Origin of the sequence: Streptomyces sp. NPDC050161 (genome assembly GCF_044460025.1) — a bacterium.
Classification (GTDB): Bacteria; Actinomycetota; Actinomycetes; order Streptomycetales; family Streptomycetaceae; genus Streptomyces.
In genome coordinates this window covers 175097-198104 of the sequence record NZ_JBITJM010000002.1, presented here as the reverse complement: position 1 = coordinate 198104, position 23008 = coordinate 175097, and the positions used below count along the sequence as shown (strand labels likewise).

The 23008-nt window shown below is 73.6% G+C and carries 20 protein-coding genes and 1 tRNA gene; 13 read left to right on the top strand and 8 right to left on the bottom strand.

Translation table 11 applies throughout. From position 1 onward, the window contains the following. Positions 1–148 precede the first annotated feature (148 nt). Positions 149–409 (bottom strand): chaplin, encoded by a 261-nt coding sequence (locus tag ACIBK8_RS04140; RefSeq protein WP_393685610.1) that lies wholly within the window; start codon positions 407–409, stop codon positions 149–151. 685 nt (positions 410–1094) lie between these two features. On the opposite strand from ACIBK8_RS04140, the gene ACIBK8_RS04135 reads away from it, so the two are divergent. Then, a complete protein-coding gene (locus ACIBK8_RS04135; RefSeq protein ID WP_399039964.1) occupies positions 1095–2390 on the top strand; it encodes an NAD(P)-binding domain-containing protein in 1296 nt (431 codons plus the stop codon). Between the two features lie 74 nt (positions 2391–2464). Here ACIBK8_RS04135 and ACIBK8_RS04130 read toward each other — a convergent pair whose 3' ends face one another. Further along, on the bottom strand, positions 2465–2902 hold the full coding sequence (locus tag ACIBK8_RS04130) for a hypothetical protein (protein ID WP_393685613.1): 438 nt from the start codon (positions 2900–2902) through the stop codon (positions 2465–2467). 233 nt (positions 2903–3135) lie between these two features. On the opposite strand from ACIBK8_RS04130, the gene ACIBK8_RS04125 reads away from it, so the two are divergent. Then, positions 3136–4542 (top strand): tetratricopeptide repeat protein, encoded by a 1407-nt coding sequence (locus tag ACIBK8_RS04125; protein WP_399039963.1) that lies wholly within the window; start codon positions 3136–3138, stop codon positions 4540–4542. 68 nt (positions 4543–4610) lie between these two features. On the opposite strand, the gene ACIBK8_RS04120 is transcribed toward ACIBK8_RS04125, so the two are convergent. Then, positions 4611–5204 (bottom strand): histidine phosphatase family protein, encoded by a 594-nt coding sequence (locus tag ACIBK8_RS04120; RefSeq protein ID WP_393685616.1) that lies wholly within the window; start codon positions 5202–5204, stop codon positions 4611–4613. Between the two features lie 301 nt (positions 5205–5505). Between ACIBK8_RS04120 and ACIBK8_RS04115 the strand changes: the two genes are divergently transcribed. The 7 genes from ACIBK8_RS04115 to ACIBK8_RS04085 all read left to right on the top strand — a co-directional run bounded on the left by ACIBK8_RS04115 (position 5506) and on the right by ACIBK8_RS04085 (position 11975). Beyond that, complete coding sequence (locus tag ACIBK8_RS04115) at positions 5506–6399, top strand: phosphatase PAP2 family protein (protein ID WP_399039962.1); 894 nt, start codon at positions 5506–5508, stop codon at positions 6397–6399. Then, positions 6308–7606 (top strand): hypothetical protein, encoded by a 1299-nt coding sequence (locus tag ACIBK8_RS04110; RefSeq protein WP_399039961.1) that lies wholly within the window; start codon positions 6308–6310, stop codon positions 7604–7606. The genes ACIBK8_RS04115 and ACIBK8_RS04110 overlap by 92 nt, the downstream gene beginning before the upstream one ends. Continuing rightward, on the top strand, positions 7597–9141 hold the full coding sequence (locus tag ACIBK8_RS04105) for a hypothetical protein (protein WP_399039960.1): 1545 nt from the start codon (positions 7597–7599) through the stop codon (positions 9139–9141). The genes ACIBK8_RS04110 and ACIBK8_RS04105 overlap by 10 nt, the downstream gene beginning before the upstream one ends. Next, positions 9138–10520 carry an AAA domain-containing protein gene (locus tag ACIBK8_RS04100; protein WP_399039959.1) on the top strand — a complete coding sequence of 461 codons (1383 nt, stop codon included), beginning with the start codon at positions 9138–9140 and terminating at the stop codon, positions 10518–10520. The genes ACIBK8_RS04105 and ACIBK8_RS04100 overlap by 4 nt, the downstream gene beginning before the upstream one ends. A 102-nt stretch (positions 10521–10622) precedes the next feature. Further along, positions 10623–11006 carry a hypothetical protein gene (locus ACIBK8_RS04095; RefSeq protein WP_393685625.1) on the top strand — a complete coding sequence of 128 codons (384 nt, stop codon included), beginning with the start codon at positions 10623–10625 and terminating at the stop codon, positions 11004–11006. Positions 11007–11197: 191 nt separating this feature from the next. After that, positions 11198–11833 (top strand): bifunctional DNA primase/polymerase, encoded by a 636-nt coding sequence (locus ACIBK8_RS04090; protein WP_399039958.1) that lies wholly within the window; start codon positions 11198–11200, stop codon positions 11831–11833. Between the two features lie 68 nt (positions 11834–11901). Beyond that, positions 11902–11975 (top strand) — tRNA-Lys (locus ACIBK8_RS04085). A 58-nt stretch (positions 11976–12033) separates the two neighbouring features. On the opposite strand, the gene ACIBK8_RS04080 is transcribed toward ACIBK8_RS04085, so the two are convergent. Next, positions 12034–13275, bottom strand: a complete 1242-nt coding sequence (locus tag ACIBK8_RS04080) for a M6 family metalloprotease domain-containing protein (RefSeq protein ID WP_399039957.1) — start codon at positions 13273–13275, stop codon at positions 12034–12036. Between the two features lie 292 nt (positions 13276–13567). On the opposite strand from ACIBK8_RS04080, the gene ACIBK8_RS04075 reads away from it, so the two are divergent. After that, positions 13568–15481 carry a putative bifunctional diguanylate cyclase/phosphodiesterase gene (locus ACIBK8_RS04075; protein ID WP_399039956.1) on the top strand — a complete coding sequence of 638 codons (1914 nt, stop codon included), beginning with the start codon at positions 13568–13570 and terminating at the stop codon, positions 15479–15481. Positions 15482–15587: 106 nt separating this feature from the next. Here ACIBK8_RS04075 and ACIBK8_RS04070 read toward each other — a convergent pair whose 3' ends face one another. The 3 genes from ACIBK8_RS04070 to ACIBK8_RS04060 all read right to left on the bottom strand — a co-directional run bounded on the left by ACIBK8_RS04070 (position 15588) and on the right by ACIBK8_RS04060 (position 18559). Then, positions 15588–16703, bottom strand: coding sequence for an LLM class flavin-dependent oxidoreductase (locus tag ACIBK8_RS04070; protein WP_399039954.1), 1116 nt, complete (start codon positions 16701–16703; stop codon positions 15588–15590). A gap of 99 nt (positions 16704–16802) precedes the next feature. Then, on the bottom strand, positions 16803–17534 hold the full coding sequence (locus ACIBK8_RS04065) for a decarboxylase (protein ID WP_399039952.1): 732 nt from the start codon (positions 17532–17534) through the stop codon (positions 16803–16805). A gap of 128 nt (positions 17535–17662) precedes the next feature. Then, complete coding sequence (locus ACIBK8_RS04060; RefSeq protein ID WP_399039951.1) at positions 17663–18559, bottom strand: decarboxylase; 897 nt, start codon at positions 18557–18559, stop codon at positions 17663–17665. Between the two features lie 206 nt (positions 18560–18765). On the opposite strand from ACIBK8_RS04060, the gene ACIBK8_RS04055 reads away from it, so the two are divergent. Then, complete coding sequence (locus tag ACIBK8_RS04055; protein ID WP_399039950.1) at positions 18766–19731, top strand: D-2-hydroxyacid dehydrogenase; 966 nt, start codon at positions 18766–18768, stop codon at positions 19729–19731. Positions 19732–19830: 99 nt separating this feature from the next. Next, positions 19831–21246: an amidase gene (locus tag ACIBK8_RS04050; RefSeq protein ID WP_399039949.1), complete on the top strand. Its 1416-nt coding sequence runs from the start codon at positions 19831–19833 to the stop codon at positions 21244–21246. Here ACIBK8_RS04050 and ACIBK8_RS04045 read toward each other — a convergent pair. Then, positions 21227–21727: a DUF3830 family protein gene (locus ACIBK8_RS04045; RefSeq protein ID WP_399039948.1), complete on the bottom strand. Its 501-nt coding sequence runs from the start codon at positions 21725–21727 to the stop codon at positions 21227–21229. The genes ACIBK8_RS04050 and ACIBK8_RS04045 overlap by 20 nt on opposite strands. A 483-nt stretch (positions 21728–22210) precedes the next feature. Here ACIBK8_RS04045 and ACIBK8_RS04040 point away from each other — a divergent pair, with 483 nt between their 5' ends. Continuing rightward, on the top strand, positions 22211–22969 hold the full coding sequence (locus ACIBK8_RS04040; RefSeq protein ID WP_399039947.1) for an IclR family transcriptional regulator: 759 nt from the start codon (positions 22211–22213) through the stop codon (positions 22967–22969). The last annotated feature ends 39 nt before the right edge of the window (positions 22970–23008 follow it).

The window sequence follows — 23008 nt, the reverse complement described above, 5'->3', positions numbered from 1 at the left end:
CAGTATGGCGGTCGGCCGCCGGCCCGTATCCGCTGGTCAGCGGAGGGGCGGCGGCCGGCCGGCAGGAAGCGGCGGACCGCCCGTGACCGAGGTCAGGGACGGCCCGCCGTCGCGTGGGTCCGTACTGCCGGCCGGGCCGGCACCGGGTTCACTTGTTGGCGCAGGTGTTCCCGAACGCCGGGTTCAGCAGGCCGATCACGTTGATGCTGTTGCCGCAGACGTTGATCGGCACGTGCACCGGCACCTGGATCACGTTCCCGCTGATCACACCGGGCGACTTCGAAGCCGCTCCGACGGCACTGGCGCCACCATGGCCGTCACCACCGCTGGCGGAGGCGATTCCGGCGCCTCCCAGCACCAGTGCGCAGCCGGCCGCAGCCACCGCGGCGGACTTGGCGATCCGCTTCATCATCATTCTCCTTTCGATTGACGAATGGGGCATCGGTCACAACGAGCGGGGTGTTTTCGAGATGCTGGCTTTCCTCCTTCCGGGAGAAACGTTCGTCCTTCTGGAAGACACCGCCGTTTAACGCGCCGAAGTCCGCTGTTACTCCGGGCCGAATCCGTACCGGCATCCCGGCGCGGCAACCACCCTTTTCCGCATACGGTCTGCCAGAGTGCTCTCTTGTTTTGACGGAGAGCAGCCGGAGACGGAAATCGTGCGGCACGGACAATCGGGCCGCGGCTGTCGCCCCCGCCGTCCGGCAGGGCAACGGGAAATCGGAGCAGCCCTCGGCATCCGGCCGCAGGCCACCACCCGGACGCATTCCGACAGGCCCTCACGTATTCCGCCCACGGCTCATCGAGTGAAGGACTCCGTTCATGCCACCGTTCGCCACCGCGGCGTCCGCACCGTCACTCCCGCCCGGCCCGGTTCCTTTCCGTCCCGGGGCACCGGGTGCGTCCCGCTCCCCGGGCCCGGCGGGAATATCCGATGCCGGAATTACCGCCCGAGCGATTCACGGAACCGGCCGAACTCGCCGCACCGTGCCGGGAATTGCGAATTCCGCCGACTCCCGCGAAATCCCGGTCCGGGTGAGCACACGACGCACGGACACGGAAACGCACCCGACAAGAAAGCGCAGGGACAAGCCATGTACGACCTCGTGGTGGTGGGCGCCGGCCCCTACGGACTCTCGATCGCCGCGCACGCGGCGGCCTCCGGCCTGAACCTGCGGGTGCTGGGCCGCCCGATGGCCTCCTGGCGGGACCACATGCCGGCCGGCATGTTCCTCAAGTCCGAGCCCTGGTCGTCCAACCTGTCCGACCCGGCGGGCGAGCACACCCTGGCCGCCTACTGCGCGGCCCACGACCTCACCGTGCGGCACGGCGTCCCGCTGCCGGTCGGCGCCTTCGCCGCGTACGGCAGGTGGTTCGGCGAGCACGCGGCGCCGCCGGTCGACGAGGTGACGGTGACCGCGGTACGGCCCGACTTCGGCGGGTTCCGGGTGGAGACGGGCGGCGGCGAGAGCCTGCGGACCCGCGCCGTCGCCCTGGCGGTCGGCGGGCTGCCGTTCGCCCACCGCCCCGAGCCGCTGCACCAACTGCCCGCCGCGCTCGCCTCGCACAGCAGCGACCACCACGACCTGTCGGGCTTCGCCGGCCGGGACGTCACCGTCATCGGCTCCGGGCAGTCGGCCCTGGAGACCGCGGCGCTGCTGGCCGAACAGGGCGCGCGGGCCCGGGTGGTGGCCCGTACCGGCCGGCTCAGGTGGGACGGCCCGCCGCAGCCGCTGCGCCGCGGACCGCTGCGCACGCTGCGCGCTCCGCACGGCGGGCTGGGCACCGGCTGGTCGAACTGGGCCTGGGCCGAACTGCCGTGGGCGGTACGCCGGCTGCCCGCCGCGTCCCGGGTGCACCTCGCGGCCACCGCGCTGGGCCCGGCCGGCGCCTGGTGGCTGCGGGACCGCTTCGAGACGGCCGTGCCGGTCCTGTTCGGGCACCGCGTCCGGGCCGCGGTCGCCGGGGACGACACCGTGAGGCTCGAACTGGCGGGCGCGGACGGCAGGTCGGCGGTCGTGGAGACCGAGCACGTGGTGGCCGCCACCGGCTTCGCGCCCGACCTGCGGCGGCTGCGGCTGCTCGACCCGCGGGTGCGCGACGCGCTGCGGACGGTGGGCGCGGGACGAGCACCCGAACTGACCGGCGGCTTCGAATCGTCGTGGCCTGGGCTGTTCTTCGCGGGACTGCTGACCGCCCCGTCGTTCGGCCCCGCGATGCGCTTCGTGTACGGCGCGGCCTTCACCGCAGGCCGGCTGGTGCGCGGCGTCCGCCGCCGCCTGGACGGCCGTCCGGTCGCCGCCCCCGCCCTCCCCCGCCCGGTCGCACCGCCCCGCGCGGTCGCCGCCGCGCACCCGTCGGCCGACGAGGCGCAGCAGCCCACGCACTGACACCCCGTCACCCCACGGAAACGCGAGGGGCCGCCCGGCTGTCCGGGCGGCCCCTCACCTGCTCGGCGCGCGCCTCAGCGGCAGCGGTCGACGGCCTCGATCGTGCGGGCCGCCTCGCCGAGCGCCTTGCGCAGCACCGCCGGGTCGGTGGCGGTGCCGTACGCGCCGCCCGGCGGCACCAGCCAGCCGGTCCCGGTCACCGGCGGTTCCGGCAGCGGCTCCCCGCTTCCGTACGCGGCGCCCGGCTCGATCCCGCACCCGTACGTCTGGGTACACGCGCTGCCCGGTACGTCCCAGCCGTCGGCCGTCCCCGGGGGCACCAGGAAGCCGAGGGTGTCGCAGCCGCCGTCGTGCAGGACGGGCCCCACGCCGTCGCGCAGCCGCAGGATGTCGACCGCCTCCAGACCCTGCCGTGCGGGCACCGTGACGAGGTCGCAGGGCTGCGCGGGCTGTGGCGGCGCACCCGGCTCCGCGAACCCGCTGCCGCCCCTGCTCACGCCGGTATCCCACACGGGAACCCCTCCTCATGCACACGCCGCACCGTTACCCCGTGTTCAACGGCGCGGCCCGTCAACGGCTACGGCGGCGGACCGCTGCAAAGGATGGCACTTCATGGCGGATCCTGCGTGAGATATCCGATTTGTAGCCAAACTCTCTGTACCCGGACCGTCACAGCCGGTACGGTCGTCCCGCCGCGCCGCCAGGTAGCGGCACCGCCACGAAAAGGGCACGGAGAGGGTCCGCCATGGCGTCGCCAGCAGCGAATTCAGCGTCGTCCCGCACTGTTCCCGACCGTCCGAACACCGCCTTCAGACAGCTGCGCGGCGAGCTGTCACCCGGCGAGTTCGCGGCGGCGGTCCGGCGGGCCGCCCGTGACATCGGTGAGCAGGTCTCGTGCGACGCCCGGTACGTGGGCCGCGTCGAGTCCGGCGCGATCCGCTGCCCGAACTACGCCTACGAGCGGGTGTTCCGGCACATGTTCCCCGGCCTGGCGCTGTCCGACATGGGCTTCGCGCCACGCGAGACGGTACGCGGACGGAGGGCGCGTACGGCGGCGGGCGCCGCGCCCCCGGCAACCGAATCCGACCACCGCGATACCCGTATCCAGAGTTGCGAGGAGAGCGACGTGCTGCGTCGCGCGTTCATCACCGGCGGCCCGACCGCCGCTCTGGGCATCGCCGCCCAGCCGCCCCGCGCCGCCGCCGTGCCCGCGCCGAGGCCACCGTCCGGCGGCCGGGCAGGCGCCGCCGAGGCCGCCGCCGTCGAGGAAGCGGTCCGGCAGATCCGGCTGCTCGACGACCGGCACGGCGCGGAGGGCCTGCACCACCGGGCGGCGGCGCCGCTCCAGGCCGCCTACGCCCTGCTGGACGCCGGAGCGCAGCGCCGTTCGGTGACCGACAGGCTGCACGCGGGCACCGGCGAACTGGCGATCTCCGTCGGCTGGTTGGCGCACGACTCGGGCCGGTTCGACGAAGCCCGCTCGTACTACGCCGAGGCGCTGGCCACCGCCAGGATCTGCGGCGACCGCGGTCTTGAGGCGCACGCGTTCTGCAACACCGCCTTCCTCGCCAGGGACGCCGGGCGCCCGCGCGAGGCGGTACGCGCCGCGCAGGCCGCCCAGCAGGCCGCCAGGCGGCTCGCCTCGCCCCGGCTGCTGTCGCTGCTGGCGCTGCGCGAGGCCGGCGGCTGCGCGCTGCTTGCCGACCGCTCCGGCTGCGAGCAGGCGCTGCTGCGCGCCCAGCGGCTCTTCGGGCGCGGCCCCGCGGACCCGGATCCGGAGTGGATGTCCTTCTTCGGCGAGGCCGAACTGGAGGGCCTGGAGGCGCAGTGCTGGTCGGCGCTGGGCGAAGGGGGGCGCGCGGCCGAGCACGCGCGCCGGGCGGTGGCGCTCCAGGATCCCCACTTCACCCGCAACATCGCCCTGTTCACCGCGGAGTTGGCGGGCGACCTGGCGGCGGGCGGCGCGCCCGATGAGGCAGCGGCGGCGGGGACACGGGCGCTGCACCTGCTGGGGCAGGTCAGGTCCGCACGGATCCGCGCGATGCTCGACGGCACGGCCCGCATCCTGCGCCCGCGCCGCGGGGCCCCCGAGGTCGCCGCCTTCCTCGACCGGTACGCGGCGCTGCCCGTGGCGTGGGGGAACGGAGCCTGACGGGCCGGGCCCGTGGGGCCGAGGAGGGCGGGCCGCCCCGGCCCTCCCCTACGGGATGCCCGCCCGGGTCAGCCGAGGTGCCCGGTGTCGTTCCAGCGCTCGATGGCCGGCTCGCCATAGGCCCAGCCGAGCACCGAGAGCGAGGTCGGCTCCAGGCGGATGCGGGCGCCGAAGGAGAGGTCCATGCCCAGCCAGCGGGCTCCCAGGGAGCGCAGGATGTGGCCGTGCGCGAAGACCAGCACATCGCGGTCGGCCGAACGCGCCCACTCCACGACCCGGTCGGCCCGCGCGGCGACCTCGGCGAGCGTCTCGCCATCGGGGACGCCGTCGCGCCAGATCAGCCAGCCCGGCCGGTCCCGCTTGATCTCGGCCGGGGTCAGACCCTCGTAGGCGCCGTAGTCGACCTCCATCAGGTCGTCCCAGTCCTGCGCGCGGTCGCCGAAGCCGGCCAGCTCGCAGGTCTCCTTGGCGCGGATCAGCGGGCTGGTGCGCACCTCGACGTCCGGCAGGCCGTTCCACGGGGTGTGGTGCAGCCGCTCGCCCAGCAGTTTGGCGCCGCGGCGGCCCTCGTCCAGGAGCGGAATGTCCGTACGGCCGGTGTGCTTGCCGGAAAGGGACCACTCCGTCTGTCCGTGCCTGGCCAGGAGTATGCGCGCTGCCATGGGCCGTACCTCTCGCCGATGTCTCGGCTGTTCGTCGCTCGGTGCGGGCGGCGCAGACGCTGCGCTGGGCCTGCGCGGCCCGCGGGACTTCCATCATCGCGCACCTGCCGTCGCACCGGTGTCCGGGGCGGGCCCGCTGACCTGCTCGTACGGTGCCCGGCCCGGTCCGCGGCCGGGCGCGGGGGCGGCACGGGGCCCGGTCGGGAGAACCCCGCCATACAGCGTATGGTGGACGGTCGCCGGGATCGCCGGCGGCATGGCGCGGGGGCGCCGCACGCCCCACGAGTGAAGAAGGTTCTCGATGCTCAGCGCAGCGCGCCGCACGGCGGCGGGCGGCGGCCGGCCCCGGTGGTGGACCGAACTCCCGTTGCTCGCCGCCGTCTACCTGGCGTACACGGCCGGCCGGCTGCTGGCCCGCGGTGACGTGCACACCGCCACCGGCAACGGCACCGCCCTGCTCCGCGCCGAGCGTGCGCTGCGCCTCACCCCGGAGCCCGCGCTCAACCGGCTGTTCACCACGACCCCGGCCCTGGGCGTACCGGCGGCGTTCGCCTACGCGGCGCTGCACTACCTGGTCACCCCCGCGGTACTCGTCTGGCTGTGGCGCCGCCGCCCGGACGACTACCGGACCCTGCGCAGCGGCCTGCTGATCGCCACCCTCATAGGGCTCGCCGGATTCACGCTCTTCCCGACCGCCCCGCCCCGCCTCCTGGACGCCGGGCACGGGTTCACGGATTCCATGGCCCAGTACGCCGGTTACGGCTGGTGGGGCGGCGAGGCGAGTGCGCCGCGCGGCCTGGGCGGGCTCACCAACCAGTACGCGGCGATGCCGAGCCTCCATGTGGGGTGGGCACTGTGGTGCGGGGCCGCCGTGTGGCGGCTGGCGCCGTCCCGGGTGGCGAGGACCCTGGCCGTCGCCTACCCGGTGGCCATCGCCCTGGTGGTGATGGGCACCGCCAACCACTACCTGCTCGACGTGCTGGCCGGGATCGCCGTCATGGGTGTGGGCGCGCTGCTCGCCCGGCCCTTCCTGCGGCGCGCGGACGCCCTGCGCGGGCGGGTGCCGGGCGGCGTTGTCAGTGCCGGATGCGAGACTTCCGCAGGTGAACGTTTCCCGCGACAGCCGACCCGCGGCAGCCGCTCCGCCGACGGAGCAGCAGGCGCCGAATCCGAGCCTGCGGCAGCGGCTCACTGAGCTGCGCGGACCCGGTGTACGGCCGCGTGCGCTGGATGCCCGCGCGCTGGCCGCGCTGGCGTCCAACCCCGGCTGCCGGCGCCGCGCGCTGCTGGACGGCGCCGGCGTCGACAAGACCGCGCTCGCCCAGGCGCTCGGCTCGCCCGCGAGCTACGGCCAGTCCCGGTTCGCCCTCGCCCGGGGCAACAGCTTCGAGGCGCGGGTCAAGGCCGACGGCGGCGCCGACCTGCTGCGGCTGCTGCACGACCGGCTGCGGCCCGGCACCCCGGCCCCCGAGGACGGCGAGGTCGCCGTCCCCGACCTGTCGGCGGCCGGACCCGAGGGCCGCGCGGCCCGTACGGCGCTGGCGCTGCGGGAGGCCACCGAGGAAGGCGGCTGGACGCTGCTCGACCACCCGATGCTCGCCGTCGAGGTCGCCGGATCGCCCGCCTACGTGGAGCCGGACGCGGTGGTGGTGCATCCGGACGGCGGCTGGACGGTCGTGGAGATCAAGTCCTTCCCGATGATCGACGGCGTGGCGGACGCCGCCAAGGTGGGCGCCGCGGCCCGCCAGGCGGCCGTCTACGTCCTCGCCCTGGAGAAGGTCGCCGGGCACGTCACGGCCAGGACCGGGCGCCCTGCCGAGGTCCGCGACCGCGTCCTGCTGGTGTGCCCCAAGGACTTCTCCAACCTCCCGACGGCCGCCGCCGTCGACATCCGCAAGCAACTGGCCACCACCCGGCGGCAACTGGCCAGGCTCACCCGCATCGAGGAGATCGCCGCGGAGCTGCCCCCGCGCACCACCTTCGACCTGCGGCTCGCCGACGACGGTACGACCGCGACCCGCCCCGCCGGCGAACTCGCCGCCGCCGTAGAAGCGGTCGGCGCCAGCTACGCACCGGAGTGCCTGGCCGCCTGCGAGCTGGCCTTCCATTGCCGCAAGCGCTCCCGCGACGACGGCGCGGTGGAGTCGCTGGGGCGCAGCGTGCGCGGCGAGTTGGGCACGCTGCACACGATCGGCGAGGTGCTCACCGCAGCCGCCCCGTGCGGAGCTTCCCCCGGCGACGCCACCGAAGACCCCGCGGCGGACGCCCTGCGCCGGGCGGCGGCACTGCGCGCCGAGGCGCTGGCCGCCGCCCCCGTGGCCGACGGACCGGCGGCGGACCGGGTGCGCGACGCCGACGGCGCCGGTGCGGCGCAGGGACGACAGGAGCCGGGATGCCACTGATCGAGACGCTGGCCCGGATGGAGGCGGCGGCGGCCGGCGAGGCCCGCCCGCTGACCACCGTCCGGCACCGCCATCTGTCCCACAACCCGCTGGTCTTCGTGCCGTTGACCACGTCGGGCGAGGCCGGCGCACCCCTGGGCGCCCTGGTCGGCACGGACCGGGAGAACCCGCTGCTGCTGGCCGTGCCGCAGCCGCGCGACCGCGATCTGCGCTTCGCCTTCCTGGCCGAGCTGGCCGAGGCCGTCCTGCCGTACGTGGACGGCTTCGCCGACGGCATCGAGTGGGAGGAGCGCAAGGAGACCGACCCGGAGACCGGCAAAAAGGTCACGGTGCAGGTCGAACTGTGCGCGGACGCACCGCAGTTGATCGTCCCGAGCGGGGCGGGCATCGACTTCGTCCGGCTGATGGGACGGTCGATGCGGTTCCGGCGGACGGCCGAGCAGGATCCGGAGACACCGCACCCCGCGCCGCCCCATGTGCCGCTGCTGGGACGCTGGTTCACCCATTTCGGCGAGCGCGCCCAGGTGCCGGGCGCCTGCCTGTTGCTCTCCATGACGGACCTGCTGACCCGCCACTGGGCCACCGGCCAGAGCGCGCTGGAGGACCAGCACCTGGGCGCCCTGCTGTCCTGGATCGACCCGCCCCCCGGCGTATCGGGCCGGACGGCCGCCGAGCGGGCCGAGTCCGCGCGGGACGCCGAAGGGCAGCTGCGGTGCCCGCCCGCGGGCCCCGCCACGGACCCGGCGTTCGACAACCGCCTGCTCGCCCCGGCCATGGCCCGCTACGACGCCGCGCTGCCCGGCGCCGGCGATGAGCTGCGCCGCCTCGTCGAAGGGCAGCTCCGGCCGACGTGGGACGCCGTCTGGCAGGGCATCGACCTGCTGCGCGCCCTGCCGCCCGGCACCCGGGTCGCCGACCGCTGGAAGCGCGACCGCTGGTCGTACACCGCGCACCGCGACCGGGTGCGCGCGGGCGAGCCCCCGCAGCCCAAGCGGGACGACGCGGTCACCGCGGCCAGGAAGCTGTCGTCCCGGGAGGCCGCGCAGGTCCAGCTCGACGCCCAGGAAGCCCTGGACGACCCCCTGGTGATGGCGGCCCGCCGCCTGGCGGGCGAGGCGTTCGCCGGCACGGTCACCAACGTCGAGATGGCCTACTCCGATGGCGCACGGCCGATGCCCCGCCCCCTGGTGACCCTGCGCACGGACGACCGGCCGCAGCTCTCCGAAGGGACGAAGCTCCACCGCCCGTCGGCCGGCGGGAAGACCGGCACCGCCGTGTTCGTGGCGTACGACGACCCGGCATCGGGCAGCCTGACGGTGCGTCTCACCGGCGGCATGGGACGCGGCAAGGTACCGGAGCCCGGTTCGGTGCCCGAGCCGGGCGACACCGTGTGCTGGACCCTGTTCGAGCACGCTCCACGCGGCGGCCCGGAGCTTCCCGACCCCGATGACACCCCCTGGACACACGGCGGCCCGCCCGCCACCGGGCCGTCCGGTGACGCGCCGGACCCGACGACAGCGGAGGACTTCCTGTGACCTGCGCCCCGCACCACGACACGGAGCAGCCCCGGCGGGCGGGCGGCGCGGAGCCGTTCGACCCGGCGGCGGCAGCGGCGCGGGCGACCGCCGAGATCCTTCAGGACACCCTGCACAGCGCGCGGCCCGGCGTGGTCGTGGACTCCCCTCCGGGGGCCGGGAAGTCCACCCTCGTGGTGCGCGCGGCCCGCGAACTCGCCGCCGCCGGGCGCCCGTTGATGGTCGTCGCGCAGACCAACGCGCAGGTCGACGATCTGGTGCTGCGGCTCGCCGAGAAGGATCCCGCGCTGCCCGTCGGCCGACTGCACAGCAGTGAGGCCGGTTCCTTCGACCCGGCGCTCGCCGAGCTGCCCGAGGTCCGTACGTCCACGAAGATCGCCGACCTGGCGGGGATGGACGTCGTGGTGTCCACCGCCGCGAAGTGGGCCTACACGAAGGCCGACGAGCCGTGGCGGCACGCCATCGTCGACGAGGCGTACCAAATGCGCTCCGACGCGCTGCTGTCGGTCGCCGGCCTCTTCGAGCGGGCGCTGTTCGTCGGCGACCCCGGCCAGCTGGACCCGTTCAGCGTGGTCGGCGCCGAGCAGTGGGCGGGGCTTTCCTACGACCCGTCGTCGAGCGCGGTGTCCACCCTGCTGGCGCACAACCCGGATCTGCCGCAGCACCGCCTGCCGGTCTCCTGGCGGCTGCCCGCGTCGGCCGCCCGGCTGGTCTCCGACGCGTTCTACCCGTTCACCCGCTTCCGCAGCGGTACGGAGCACGGCGATCGCCGGCTCGCGTTCGGCGTTCCGGGTGACGGCTCCGGCGTGGACCGTGTCCTGGACGAGGCGGCCGAGTCCGGCTGGGGCCTGCTGGAGCTGCCCGCCCGGCACACCCCGCGCACGGATCCGGAGGCCGTCGGCGCGGTGGCGCTGGTGGTGCGCCGGCTGCTGGACCGCGGCGGCGCGGCCACCAGCGAGCGCGGTCCTGATCCCGAGCCGCTCACCGCGGACCGGATCGCGGTCGGCACCGCCCACCGCGACCAGGCTGCGGCGGTCCGTACCGCACTCGCCGGCCTGGGTGTGACCGGCGTCGCGGTGGACACCGCCAACCGCCTCCAGGGCCGCGAGTTCGACGTCACGGTCGTACTGCACCCGCTCTCGGGCCGGCCCGACGCCACCGCTTTCCACCTGGAGACCGGCCGGCTGTGCGTGCTCGCCTCCCGGCACCGTCACGCCTGCATCGTGGTCTGCCGGGCTGGTGTCGCCGAGCTGCTCGACGAGCACCCGTCGACGGAGCCGGTGCGGCTGGGTGTCACGGTCAAGTTCCCGGACGGCTGGGAGGCCCATCACGCCGTGCTCTCGCATCTCGCGGAGCACCGGGTGCCCTGGCGCGGCTGACCCGGCGGGTCCGGCCGCGGCTGCCTGCGCGGGCCATGTCACGGGGCCCTCTTGCGCGGCGCGGGACAATGGAATGCGGCACTCGACCCTGGAGGTACGTTCATGTCCGAGCCGCGACCGGCTCCCGACCCACGCGGTACGGCACCCGCCCCTCGGCGCCTGAAGCCCGCGCCCCTGCTCTTCGAACCGCCCGAGGCGGTGGCGGATCCCGAGCACTTCTTCGATCTGGAGTCGATGGAGGATCCCCGGGAGCTGCTCGGCCGCTCCACGGAGCTGGCCCTGGCCTTCCGCGCCGCGGCCGACCGCGCGACGGAGTTCCAGGCGATGGCCGCCGCCCAGCTCGCCGACCCCAAGCGCTTCGACCGGCTGCCGCTCTCGGCGCTCGCCGAACGCGCGGAGTGGACCGAGGACTATGCCCGCAAGATGGTCGAGTTCGGCCGGACGCTGATGCGGGACGGCGGCTCGCGTCCCGACGGCGGGGACTGACCGGCAGCGGGCCGCCCGGCTCGGGCCGCCCGCGTCCGCGCCCGTTTTGCCCGTACCGATGGCCCGTGGTCCTTGATGACCATGGGCCGTTGGCATATGCGGGGAGGGAACATACTCCTTACCGACCCGTAGTGTCCCGTTTTCCGCCAACCTCCGGTGCCGGTCCCCCGCGGCTCGGTAGACCTGTCCCCATGAGCGACCGGCTGCCCGAACCCTCCTGTATCCCGGTATCCCCGCCTTTCCCGACCGCCTCCTACGTCACGCTCGCCGGAGCCGACTGGCTCGCCTCCGCCAGCCCGCATCCGCACCGCCTGCACACGCTGTGGGCGCAGCGGCCGACCGCTCCGAGCGTGCTGCCCTGCGGCACCGCCTTCGACGTGATCAACGCCCCGGCCCTCTTCGGGCGCCGGATGGTCGACCGCCTGTGGACCGACGGCCCCGGCTCGGGCCCGGTGGCCACCCACCACGGCAGGATCCTGCTCTTCGCCGCCCCCGGCACCGCCCACCGGCTGCCCGCGCTCCTCGGCTGGGAGGAGTGGGTACGGGCGGTGCCGCCGCTGCTGTGTCACGGCAGCGGCGACGCGGTGACCATCCCGCCGCTGCACCCCGGCGGCCGGGGGGCCGACCCGGTGCCGCCCGCCGCCCGCTGGCTGGTGGCGCCCGACGTCCGCAGCCCGTGGCTGCCGGGGCCCGACATCCTGCTCTGGGCCTGCGTGCGGGCCGCCCGTGCGGACACCGGAGTGCCGGACGCGGGCGGCGCCGAGCCCGCCGAAGCCGCCGCCCACCGGCCGTCGGGACCTCCCGTCACCGCCCTGACCTCCCGCTGAGGCTGCCGCGGTACGGGATCGATTTTTGCCCTCCCCGGTCCGGGTGCTAATGTTTCGTCCGTCAGCAGGCGCCGCTAGCTCAGTTGGTTAGAGCAGCTGACTCTTAATCAGCGGGTCCGGGGTTCGAGTCCCTGGCGGCGCACAGACAGGCGAAGGCCCCCACTCCGGTGGGGGCCTTCGTCGTACCCGCAGGGCGCCGGTCAGCCGCGGGTCACCTTGACCGTCCAGTCCCCCGCCGGTGATCTCCCGGCGACCTCCACGCGCACCCCGTCCTCGCGGTCGCGCAGGCTCTCCCCCACACCCAGCGGCGCGTCGGCGAGCGGCGGGTAGACGGACGTGCCGCGGCAGGCCGAGGTGCCCGGGTGCCCGTCGAGCACCTGCACGGGCCCCGAGCCCGACGCGGTCTCGCTGTGTACGCGGTAGACGAGGAGGCCCTCGCGGCACATCGCCTTGTCGTTGCCGCTCGCGTCGCGGGCTTCCATGACCAGGGCGCTGCCGGGGCCGGTGCGGACCACCAGGAGCCGTGCCCTGCGCTCGTCGCCCGGTTCCATGGGCGCGGACAGTGGCCGCAGGGTGTGCAGGGCGGGCCCGGTCAGCTCGGCGCAGTCGATCTGGTTGTCGGTCAGCCAGCCGAGCTTCCATTTGTGCCAGCCGAAGGGGTCGGGCGCCAGGCCGAACTGGCTGCCCATGAGGTCCCAGTCACCGACGTAGGTGTCCCAGTCGCCCTTGGCGTCCTGCGGCCGGTGGTAGAGATCCGGCAGGTCGAAGACGTGCCCGGTCTCGTGGGCGAGGACGTTGCGGTCCGGCGGGCTCTGCTCGAAGACGGTGACGAACCGCCGCAGGTCCGCGTCGTCCGCCCGCATCGGCTGGTCGAGGTTGACGACCTTGGTGGCGTCCGAGTCGACGCCCGGCGCATCGGGGTCGGCGACCAGGTAGACCATGTCGTAGCGGCTGAAGTCGACGGAGGCGTCGGCGGCGGCGACCGCGTCGTGGAGGTAGGCCGAACGCTTGCCGTCCGCCCAGTCCCGCTGTATGCCGTAACTGCCGGAGGTGTGCGGCATCCGGATCCACTTTTTGTGGAGGTGCGGGCGCAGCGTGAAGGTGCCGTAGGAGGCGCGGTCGAAGAAGCGGGAGGTCTCCGGGAAGTAGTCCCGGGAGAGTTCCCGTGTGTCGGCGACGGGCCGGGAGTCCGGGAAGGAGAGGAAGATCATCACCGCGTTGAGCGTGCCGTGGGGGCGCGGGTAGGCGGCGTTCCAGGTGTCGACGCCCTCGGAGTGGTGGGCGTCGGTCCGGCCCAGGGCACACGAGAGGGTGGCTTCGGAAGCGGTGGCCGGGCCGGCCACGATCGATGTCGCTATCAGTGCGCTCAGGGAGGTGACGACGGCGGCGAGGCGTCGCAGTCGTCGGTGGTCCACCCCGTCGGGTGTCCGGGCGGACGGCACATCAACCTCCAGGGAAGGAAGGGGAACACCTCACCCACCCTGTGGTGATTCAACGCCATTCGTCATGTTTCAAGGTCCAGCGGAGTGAGCAGCGCGTCACCGCCCGAACGTAACAGAACGTAACAATCGACCATTGGGGCAATCCGCGCGAACAGACGTGGGCAGAATTGGCTGAACTTCCGTCACACGTGCCGATGATCACGGCAGTGTCGCTGGATCGGCCGCTGCGGCAGCCTCTATGATCGCCACACTTTCCAGCGCGAGATCCCCCCTCCATCACGAGACATGCGCCATGCGGGAGCGAGCAGTGAGCGGACACCCCGACAGGACGGGCCGCACGCACGGAGCGACGCTGCCCTCCGTGACGGAGCGTAACGGCACGACCAAAGAACCCGGAGTACGCGCGGACCGGCCGGCCGCCGCCCGCGAGGCGACCGTCGCCCGCGACGTCCCCGAACCGGCCCACGAATGCCCGGCCGCCTCCTTCGGCGACTACCGCACCGCCTTTCACGCCGCCCGTCTCCCGATGGCCGTGCTCGACCGCGAGGGGCGGATCCTCGCCGCCAACCCCGCCTTCGGCGAACTCCTCGGCACCGACCCCGGACGGCTCGTCGCGGCCACCGCAGCCGACCTCGCCGACCTCGGCTCCGACCCGCGGGTGCAGGCCGCCTACCGCGAGGTGCTGAGCGGCCACAGCGACCGGCTGCGCTGCACCCGCCGCCTCAAGCACCCCTCGGGACACACCCTGTGGGTGGAGATCACCGTCGAGCCGCTGTCCGGCAGCGAGCGGATACTACTGTCCGTCGCCGACAGCAGCGACCGGCACGACCTGCTCGCCCGGCTGCGGCATCTGCAGATGCACGACCCGGTGACCCGGCTGCCCAACCGCGCGCTGTTCTTCGAGCGGCTGTCATCGGCCCTCGAATCCGCATCGGTGGCGACGACGGGCACCGGCCGGATCGGCCTGTGCTACCTGGACCTCGACGGGTTCAAGGCCGTCAACGACACGCTGGGGCACCGCGTGGGCGACCGGCTGCTGAGCGCGGTGGCGCAGCGGCTGACGCTCTGCGCCGAGCACGCGGCGGACCGCGGCACGGGGAACGGCCGCGCGCATCTGGTGGCCCGGCTCGGCGGGGACGAATTCGCCCTCCTGGTGGAGGACTCGACGGGCACCGACCAGCTGTCCGAGCTGGCCCAGTGCGCGCTGGACGCGCTCCAGCGGCCGTTCGACCTGGCCGGGCAGCGCCTTTCGGTGTCGGCGAGCATCGGCGTCGTGGAGCGGGCCGCGGCCGGCACGACCGCGACCGGGCTGATGCAGGCGGCGGACACCACGCTGTACTGGGCCAAGGAGGACGGCAAGGCCCGCTGGACACTGTTCGACCCGGAGCGCAACGCCCACCGGATGACCCGGCAGGCGCTCTCCAGCACCCTGCGTCCTGCTGTGGACCGCGGCGAGTTCACGCTGGAGTACCAGCCACTGGTCGGCCTGGACGACGGCCGTGCGGAGGGTGTCGAGGCGCTGGTGCGCTGGCGGCATCCGCAGTTCGGGATGCTGTCGCCGAATCGGTTCATCGCGCTGGCCGAGGAGAACGGCGCGATCGTCGAACTGGGCCGCTGGGTGCTGGAACAGGCGTGCCGGCAGGCCCGCGCCTGGCAGCTGGAGCGGCCCGGCGACCGGCCGCTGTTCGTCAGCGTCAACGTGGCGGTGCGCCAGGTGTGGGACTCGGATCTGGTCGCGGACGTGGCCGGCATCCTCGCCGCGACCGGGCTGCCGCCCGAACTGCTCCAGCTGGAGCTGACCGAGTCGGCGGTGATGGGTTCCGCCGGGCGCCCGTTGCAGGCCCTCCAGGCGCTCAGCGACATGGGCGTGCGGATCGCCATCGACGACTTCGGGACCGGCTACTCCAACCTCGCCTACCTCAGCCGCCTGCCCGTCTCCGTCCTCAAGCTCGACGGGTCCTTCGTCCGCGGGTTCCGCTCGCAGGAGCATCCCAACCCGGCGGACGAGACGATCGTGGAGGCGCTGGTCGCGCTGGCGCACCGGCTCGGCCTGACGGTCACGGCGGAGTGCGTGGAGAGCGCCGAACAGGCGGCGCGGCTGCGGCGGATCGGCTGCGACACCGGCCAGGGCTGGCTCTACTCACGGCCGGTGCCGCCGGAGCGGATCGACGCACTCCTCGACGCCGGTGGCCGCACCGGCGGCTGACCGCCCGCGGCTCCGTACGTTTTCGGGGCGGTCCGCGTACGGGTCGCGACCGGCGCCTCCCCGCGCCCGCCGCGGCCCGCACGCGGACCGCCCCGAAGGACGGTTTTCAGCCCTGCGGCAGGTCGTAGGCGTCGGCGATCAGCTCGTAGGAGCGCAGTCGCGCGGGGCCGCCGTGGGCGTTGGCGGTGATCATCAGCTCGTCGGCGCCGGTCCGCTTCGCGAGGTCGTTCAGGCCCTGCCGGACGGCGTCGGGGGTGCCGTGGATGACGTTGCCGAGCCAGCTGTCGACGAAGTCCCGCTCCCGCTCGTCGAACGGGTAGGCCGCCGCTTCCTCCGGGCTCGGCACCAGCCCTGGCCGGCCGGTGCGCAGCCGGAGCATGGACAGCGCGCCGGTCATCACCTGCCGCTCGGCCTCCCGCTCGTCATCGGCGGCCAGCGCGGCGACGCCGATCAGGGCGTACGGCTCGGACAGCACGTCCGACGGCCGGAACGAGGCGCGGTAGAGGTCGAGCGCGGGGATGGTGTTGGCGGCCGAGAAGTGGTGCGCGAAGGCGAACGGCAGGCCGAGCGAACCGGCCAGGCGGGCGCTGAAGCCGGAGGAGCCGAGCAGCCACAGCGGCGGCCGGTGCGGCGACTGCACGCCGCCGGGCGCGGTGGCCTGGACCGGCCCCGGCACCGCGTGGATGCGGGCGTACGGATGCCCGTCGGGGAAGTCGTCGTCCAGGAAGCGGGTCAACTCCGCGAGCTGCTGCGGGAACTCGTCGGCGCCTTCGTGCAGCCGTTCCGTGCGGCGCAGGGCCGCGGCGGTGGCGCCGTCGGTGCCGGGGGCGCGGCCGAGGCCGAGGTCGACGCGGCCCGGTGCCATCGCCTCCAGGGTGCCGAACTGCTCGGCGATGACCAGCGGCGCGTGGTTGGGCAGCATGACACCGCCGGAGCCGAGCCGGATGGACGCGGTGTGCGCGGCGATGTGGGCCAGCAGCACGGCGGGCGACGAGGACGCGACACCCGGCATGGAGTGGTGCTCGGCGACCCAGTAGCGGTGGAAGCCGCGGCGCTCGGCCGTGCGGGCGATGCCGACGGCGGTCCGTACGGCGTCGGCCGCGGTGTTGCCCTCGCCGACCGTCACCAGGTCGAGTACGGACAGCGGGACGGGAGCGGTGCCCCCGGCCGTGCCGCGGATCTCGTCGCCGGTGTCCCGGATCTCGTCGTTGCTGCCGCTCACGGGCGGGTCCTCCTCGCGTCGCTGGTCTGCGAGGAGGACAACCGGAGTAGTTCTCCGCTTATTCCCGCGGTGGGCGGGAAGTGTGCGCTCCCCAAGCCGTTACGGCTCCTGCGGCGCGCTGCGGGCGAAGAGGGTGCCCAGGGCCGGGCAGGCGGGCGTCCGGTCGAGGAGGCGCAGGCCCTCCCAGACCGTGACCTGGTTGGCGGTGAGCACCGGTTTGCGCAGCTCGGCTTCGAGGTCCGGCAGGTGGGCGGCGGTGTGCAGGGCGGTGTCGGGCAGCAGCACCACGTCGGCGTCGGGGTGGTCGCCCGCCCTGGCCAGTGCCAGCACCTCGTCGCGGCCCCAGGTGCCGACCTCGGCGGCGGTGATGATGCCGCTGCCGCGGGTCGAGACGACCTCCGTGCCGGCGGATTTCAGGAAGGCGTGGAAGTGGTCGGCCACGTCGGACGGGTAGGTGGCGGCGATTGCGACGCGGCGGGCGCCGAGGGCACCGATGGCGTGCGCGAAGGCGAAGGAGGTGCTGGACGCGGGCAGCTGGGCGGCCACCGACAGCTCGCGGACCTGCTCGTGGGCGCCTTCCCAGCCGAAGACGAAGCTGGCGCTCGTGCAGGCCCAGACGATGGCTTCGGCGCCGCGCTCCTTCAGCTCGGCGACCCCGGCGGCGAGCCGCCCGGCCGCGCCCATCTCCAGCAGCGCGTCCACCCGGTGGGCGTCCTCGCCGATGTCGGTGTGCACCAGCGGCAGCCGGACGCCGCCCCCGAGCAGCGAAGCGAGCCGGGGGTAGTCGTCCTCGGCGGAGTGGCCGGGGTAGAGGAAGCCAACCGATGCCATGCAGCTCTCCCTTGCGCGTACGAATGGGGTGCGGGTACAGGAGGCGCGACCGCCGCCCGCGGGTGCGGGTACCGGCCGCGCCGGGGTGCCGTCCGGTGGGTGCCCGGCGGTCACCGGGCACCGGCTGCTCAGACCGGCGGCTTCGGCCCGAGGTCGTCCGGTGGGTCGCCGACCTCGCCCGCGTCGGGCTCGGGTGCGAGCGGCGGCCCCGCGAAGGCGGCCTCGGGCGTGTCCGCCGGACGTCTGTCGGGCGGCACGTCGGATCCGGACATCGCGGCGGGACCGCTCCGCGCCACCGGATCCAGCAGTGCCTGATAGGGGCCTACCGCACGGGCGCCGATGGCGCGCAGCGCGGCCCACATCGTGACCTGGTTGGCGGACAGCACCGGCATCCGCAGCTCGGCTTCCAGCTGCGGGATGACGTCGTAGGTCGGCAGGTTCGTACAGCTGATGAAGAGCGCGTCGGCGGCGCCCACCACGGCCGTCCGTGCCATGTCGACGACGTCGCGGTACGGCACCTTCCAGATGTGCCGGGTCAGTCCGAGGTAGGCGCGGCCGGTGACCGTGATTCCCGCCTCGCCGAGAAAGTCCTCCAGGGAGTCGGTGACCGATTTCGTATAGGGCGTCACCACGGCGATGCGCCATGCGCCGATCTCGCGCAGCGCTTCGATGAGCGCGCCCGATGTGGTGAGGGAGGGGACCTCCCCCGCCTGGGTCATGGCGGTCGTCATGGCCCGCTCGCCCGCCATTCCTCCGACGAAGCTGCCGGACGTGCAGGCATAGGAGACGACCTGCGGGGACACCGCGCACAGCGCCTGCACGGCGGAGCGCAGCGTTTCGTGCTCACTGACCAGACGGGCCAGGTCGAGGCTGACCTCGACGGGCACGAAGGGAGTACGGGTGAGGTGGAGGGACACGTCGTCGGGCACCCAGCGCCACAGCTCGCGGTCGAGTGCGAAGTCGAAGGGCGCTACGACACCCACGCCGAGCTGGGGCTGTGGGCCACCGAGAAATGAGACGTCCATGAAGGCCCCTAGAAGAACGAAGGGCTGGATTGGCCAGGCCATGGCCAGGGGTTTTTGGAGCAGCCGGTATAAGCCGGGACGTCGGAACAGAGCCGTTGTTGACACGGTAGATACGACTTCTTAGCGTGGTCAATCCTCGCATCTCAGGCATCTGTCGGCGCCCCCTTCAGTTAAGGGGACTCACGTTTCAGAACGGTTGCAGGCCCATGTCCGAAAACACCGTCCTTGTCCTAGGTTCTGACCCGCCGCCGAAGCTGGACCGGCTCTCCGGCCGGGCCCGGGTGGTCTACGCCGACGAGACCACTCTCGCGGACCTACTCCCCTCCGCCGACGTGCTGTTGGCCTGGGATTTCACCTCCGATGCGATCCGGAAGGCGTGGCCCGAGCAGGGCCCGCGCCCCCGCTGGGTGCACACCGCGAGCGCCGGCGTGGACCGGCTGCTGTGCCCGGCGCTGATCGCCGACGACACCCTCGTGACCAATGCGCGCGGCGTTTTCGAGCAGCCGATCGCCGAATACGTCGCGGGCCTCGTCCTGGCCATGGCCAAAGATTTCTACGGAAGTTGGGAGCTCCAGCGGCAGCGGCGCTGGCGGCACCGCGAGACCCTGCGGCTGGCCGGGAGCCGGGCCGTCGTGGTGGGTTCGGGACCGATCGGGCGGGCCGTCGGCACCACCCTGATGGCACTGGGTGTCGACGTCGACCTGGTGGGCCGCCGGGAGCGGACCGGCGACCCGGAGTTCGGCACGGTGCACGCGTCCGACGCGCTGCATCCGCTGCTGGGCCGGGCGGACTGGGTGGTGTGCGCGGCGCCCCTGACCGACGCCACCCGCGGCCTCTTCGACCGGCGGGCGTTCGCCCTGATGCGGCCACAGGCCCGCTTCATCAACGTGGGACGCGGCCCGCTGGTCGTCGAGGACGCGCTGGTCGCCGCGTTGCGCGAGTGGCGGATCGCGGCGGCTGCGCTGGACGTCTTCGATGAGGAGCCGCTGGCGTCCGACAGCCCGCTGTGGGACGTGCCGCACCTGATCGTCTCGCCGCACATGAGCGGCGACACCCTGGGCTGGCGGGACGCGCTCGCCGAGCAGTTCCAGGACAACTTCGACCAGTGGTCGGCCGGCGAACCGCTGCGCAATCTCGTCGACAAGAAGCTCGGTTACGTCCCGGTGGGATAGCCTCCGCCCGCGCTCCCCTCCCCCGCTCCGTCCCCACCGCAGCAGCCCCGCACCCGGCCGCCGCCCCGCCACGGGGCGGCCCATCGCACGGAGGACGCCATGACCGGACCGACCCAGCTCGCCGACCTCTCCGCCCAGCGGCTCACGGCCGGTTACGCCGCCGGTGAGTTCTCTCCCGTCGACGTCACCCGGGAGACGCTGGAGCGGGCCGATGAGGCCAGGACCAGGACCAACGCCTTCACCCTGATCGACGGCGACGAGGCGCTGGCCGAGGCCGAGGCGTCCGAGGAACGCTGGCGGTCGGGGCAGCCGGCCGGTCCGGTGGACGGGGTGCCGACGACCGTCAAGGACCTGTTCCTGACCCGCGGCCGTCCCACGCTGCGCGGCTCGCTGGCCGTCAGGCCCGAGGACGCGGCCTGGGACGAGGACGCGCCCGCGGTGGCCCGGATGCGCGAGTCGGGCGCGGTGTTCCTCGGCAAGACGACCACACCGGAGTTCGGCTGGAAGGGCGTGACGGACAGTCCGCGGCACGGGGTGACAGGCAATCCGTACGACCCGGGGCGCACCTCGGGCGGCTCAAGCGGCGGCAGCGCGGCGGCGGTCGCGCTGGGCGCGGGGCCGCTCAGCCTGGGGACGGACGGCGGCGGGTCGGTCCGTATCCCGGCGTCGTTCTGCGGGATCTTCGCGCTCAAGCCGACGTACGGGCGGGTGCCGCTCTATCCGGCGAGCCCGTTCGGGACGCTGTCGCACGCCGGGCCGATGACCCGGGACGCGGCGGACGCGGCGCTGCTGATGGACGTGATCAGCGGCCCGGACTGGCGCGACTGGTCGCAGCTCGGGCCGGTCGCCGGGTCCTTCCGTGCGGCGCTGGACGATCCGGTCTCCGGGCTGCGGGTGGCGTACAGCCCGGCGCTCGGCTGGGACGTGCCGGTGGCGCCCGACGTCGCGGCTGCGGTGCGGTCGGCGGTGGAGACGCTGGCGTCGCTCGGCGCGTACGTCGAGGAGATCGATCCGGGGATCGAGAATCCGGTGGAGGCGTTCCACACGCTGTGGTTCAGCGGTGCGGCGCGGGTCGCCGAGCACCTGGACGCGGCGGACCGGGAGCTGCTGGATCCGGGGCTGCGGGAGATCTGCGCGCAGGGCGAGCGGTACAGCGCGCTGGACTATCTGGCGGCGGTGGACGCGCGGATGGCGCTCGGCCAGGCGATGGGCCGCTTCCACAGCGCCTACGACCTGCTGGTGACACCGACCGAGCCGATCACCGCCTTCGAGGCGGGGGCCGAGGTCCCCGCGGGTTCGGGGCACACCCGCTGGACCGGCTGGACACCGTTCACCTACCCGTTCAACATGACGCAGCAGCCCGCCGCGACCGTGCCCTGCGGTCTGGACGGCGACGGGCTGCCGATCGGGGTGCAACTGATCGGCGCGCGGCACGCGGACGCGCTGGTGCTGCGCGCCGCGCACGCCCTCTACACCGCCGGGGTCGCCGACATCCCTAGGCCCGGCGGAAGTTGAGGGTCTCGCCGAGCGCGCCGCCCCGCCAGAGGTCCTGGCAGGCGTCGGCCATCCGGTCGAGGCCCTCCACGACGGAGCCCCAGACGATGCCGGGCACCCAGCCCGCGTCACCGTTGATCAGCAGGTTGTTGCGCTCGTAGAAGAGCGCGAGGTCGACGACGGTGGCGCGGCCCTGGTGCCCGGCCGCGGACTCGTAGCCGTAGGAGGCGGTGCCCAACTCGGTGTCGCTGAAGGTGAAGTAGCACAGGTCGCCGGGGATCGGTGTGATGGTGGGGTTCTCCAGCGGCGGCTCCTGGGGGGCGAACGGCGGGACCAGGGCGTAGATCTCGTTGCGGGCGTACTTGGCGTGGTAGACGTCGCCGCCGAGCGGCAGGGCGTCCCAGACGGCGTTGCAGGTGATCGGCGCCCGCGCGTCCAGCAGCTTCGCGGTGCAGCTCACGCCCCGCTTGTCCAGCGAGACTTCGATGAAACGGTCGGCCATGTGGCCTCCTATCGGTCCTCTTCGGTCGTGTGCCGGTCTCTTCCGGGCGCGCGCCGGCAATCTGCGCGTCCGGTTCCTGGGTATCCCTTTGTGAGACGCCGGGCCGGTACGGCGGGCCGTCCGAAACGGTGAATTCCGTGACACCCGTACGGAACAGCATCACCACCGGGCTCCACCATCACACTTACGCCCCAACCCCTCATGGCGTTCCAGGGGTTACACATCAGGCACCCGCACCGTAAGCACTCATGACGGAGCGCGGTGCTCTGAAGCGGCACTACTGTGCCTGTGGCATATGCCAGCGTGGCGCTTCCCTGGACAGGCGCATACCGGACCGTGCTTTTCGGTCAAGACCCCCTCCACCGAAGGCCGTTGGCCGCTATCGTGGTACGAGCCCCGCTGTCCGGGAGCGTCCGGTCCCCGCCGTTCGCCCCGCCCGCGACGGTCACTACGCAAGCGGTACCAACCTGCTAGGGGGACACCGTGGCGCTGAAGCCCGAGCCGACCGCGCCGTTCCATTCGGTGCAGTACGCCCTTCGCGTGCTCGAAACCATCTCCCGGCACGCCAGTGGCGTGACCGACGTCCAGATCGCCCGCGAGACCGGCCTGGCCACCGGCCATCTCGCGCACATGCTGTCGATGCTGCAGCGCGAGAGCTACATCGAGCAGGTCTCCGACGGCGCGTACGTCGTCGGCGAATCGCTCCTCCTGCTGGGTACCGGCGGCGACCGCGACCAGGCACTCCGGGGCAAGCTCCAGATCACGCTCGACGAGCTGCGGGACTCGGTCGGCGCCGCGGTGTACATCAGCCGCTACATCGACGGCGAGGTCAAGATCCTGCACTACGCCGACGGGCCGCTCGCCCCCAAGGTCAACGAGTGGGCGGAGTTCCGGCGCACGGCCCACGCCAGTGCGGTCGGCAAGTGCCTGCTGGCGCAGCTGGACCACGACGGCCGCAAGGACCACCTCTCCCGGCACAAGACGGCCCGGCTCACCTCCCGGACGATCACCAACGAGCGGATCCTGCTGCACAAGCTCGACAGCCAGCCGCCGACGGTTCCCGTACTCGACCTCCAGGAGTACGCCGTCGGCACGGTCTGCGCCGCCGTGCCGATCACCGCGGGTTCGACGGTCGGCTGCCTCGCCCTGTCGATGCCGCTGGAGCACGCGCACCGCCTGCGGCAGGCCGCCGACGCCCTCAACCGCAGGGCCGCCCCGGTACTGCTCTCGCTCGCGCTCTGATCCGCGGGCCCGGTCACGACGCCGCCCGACCACGGGGCG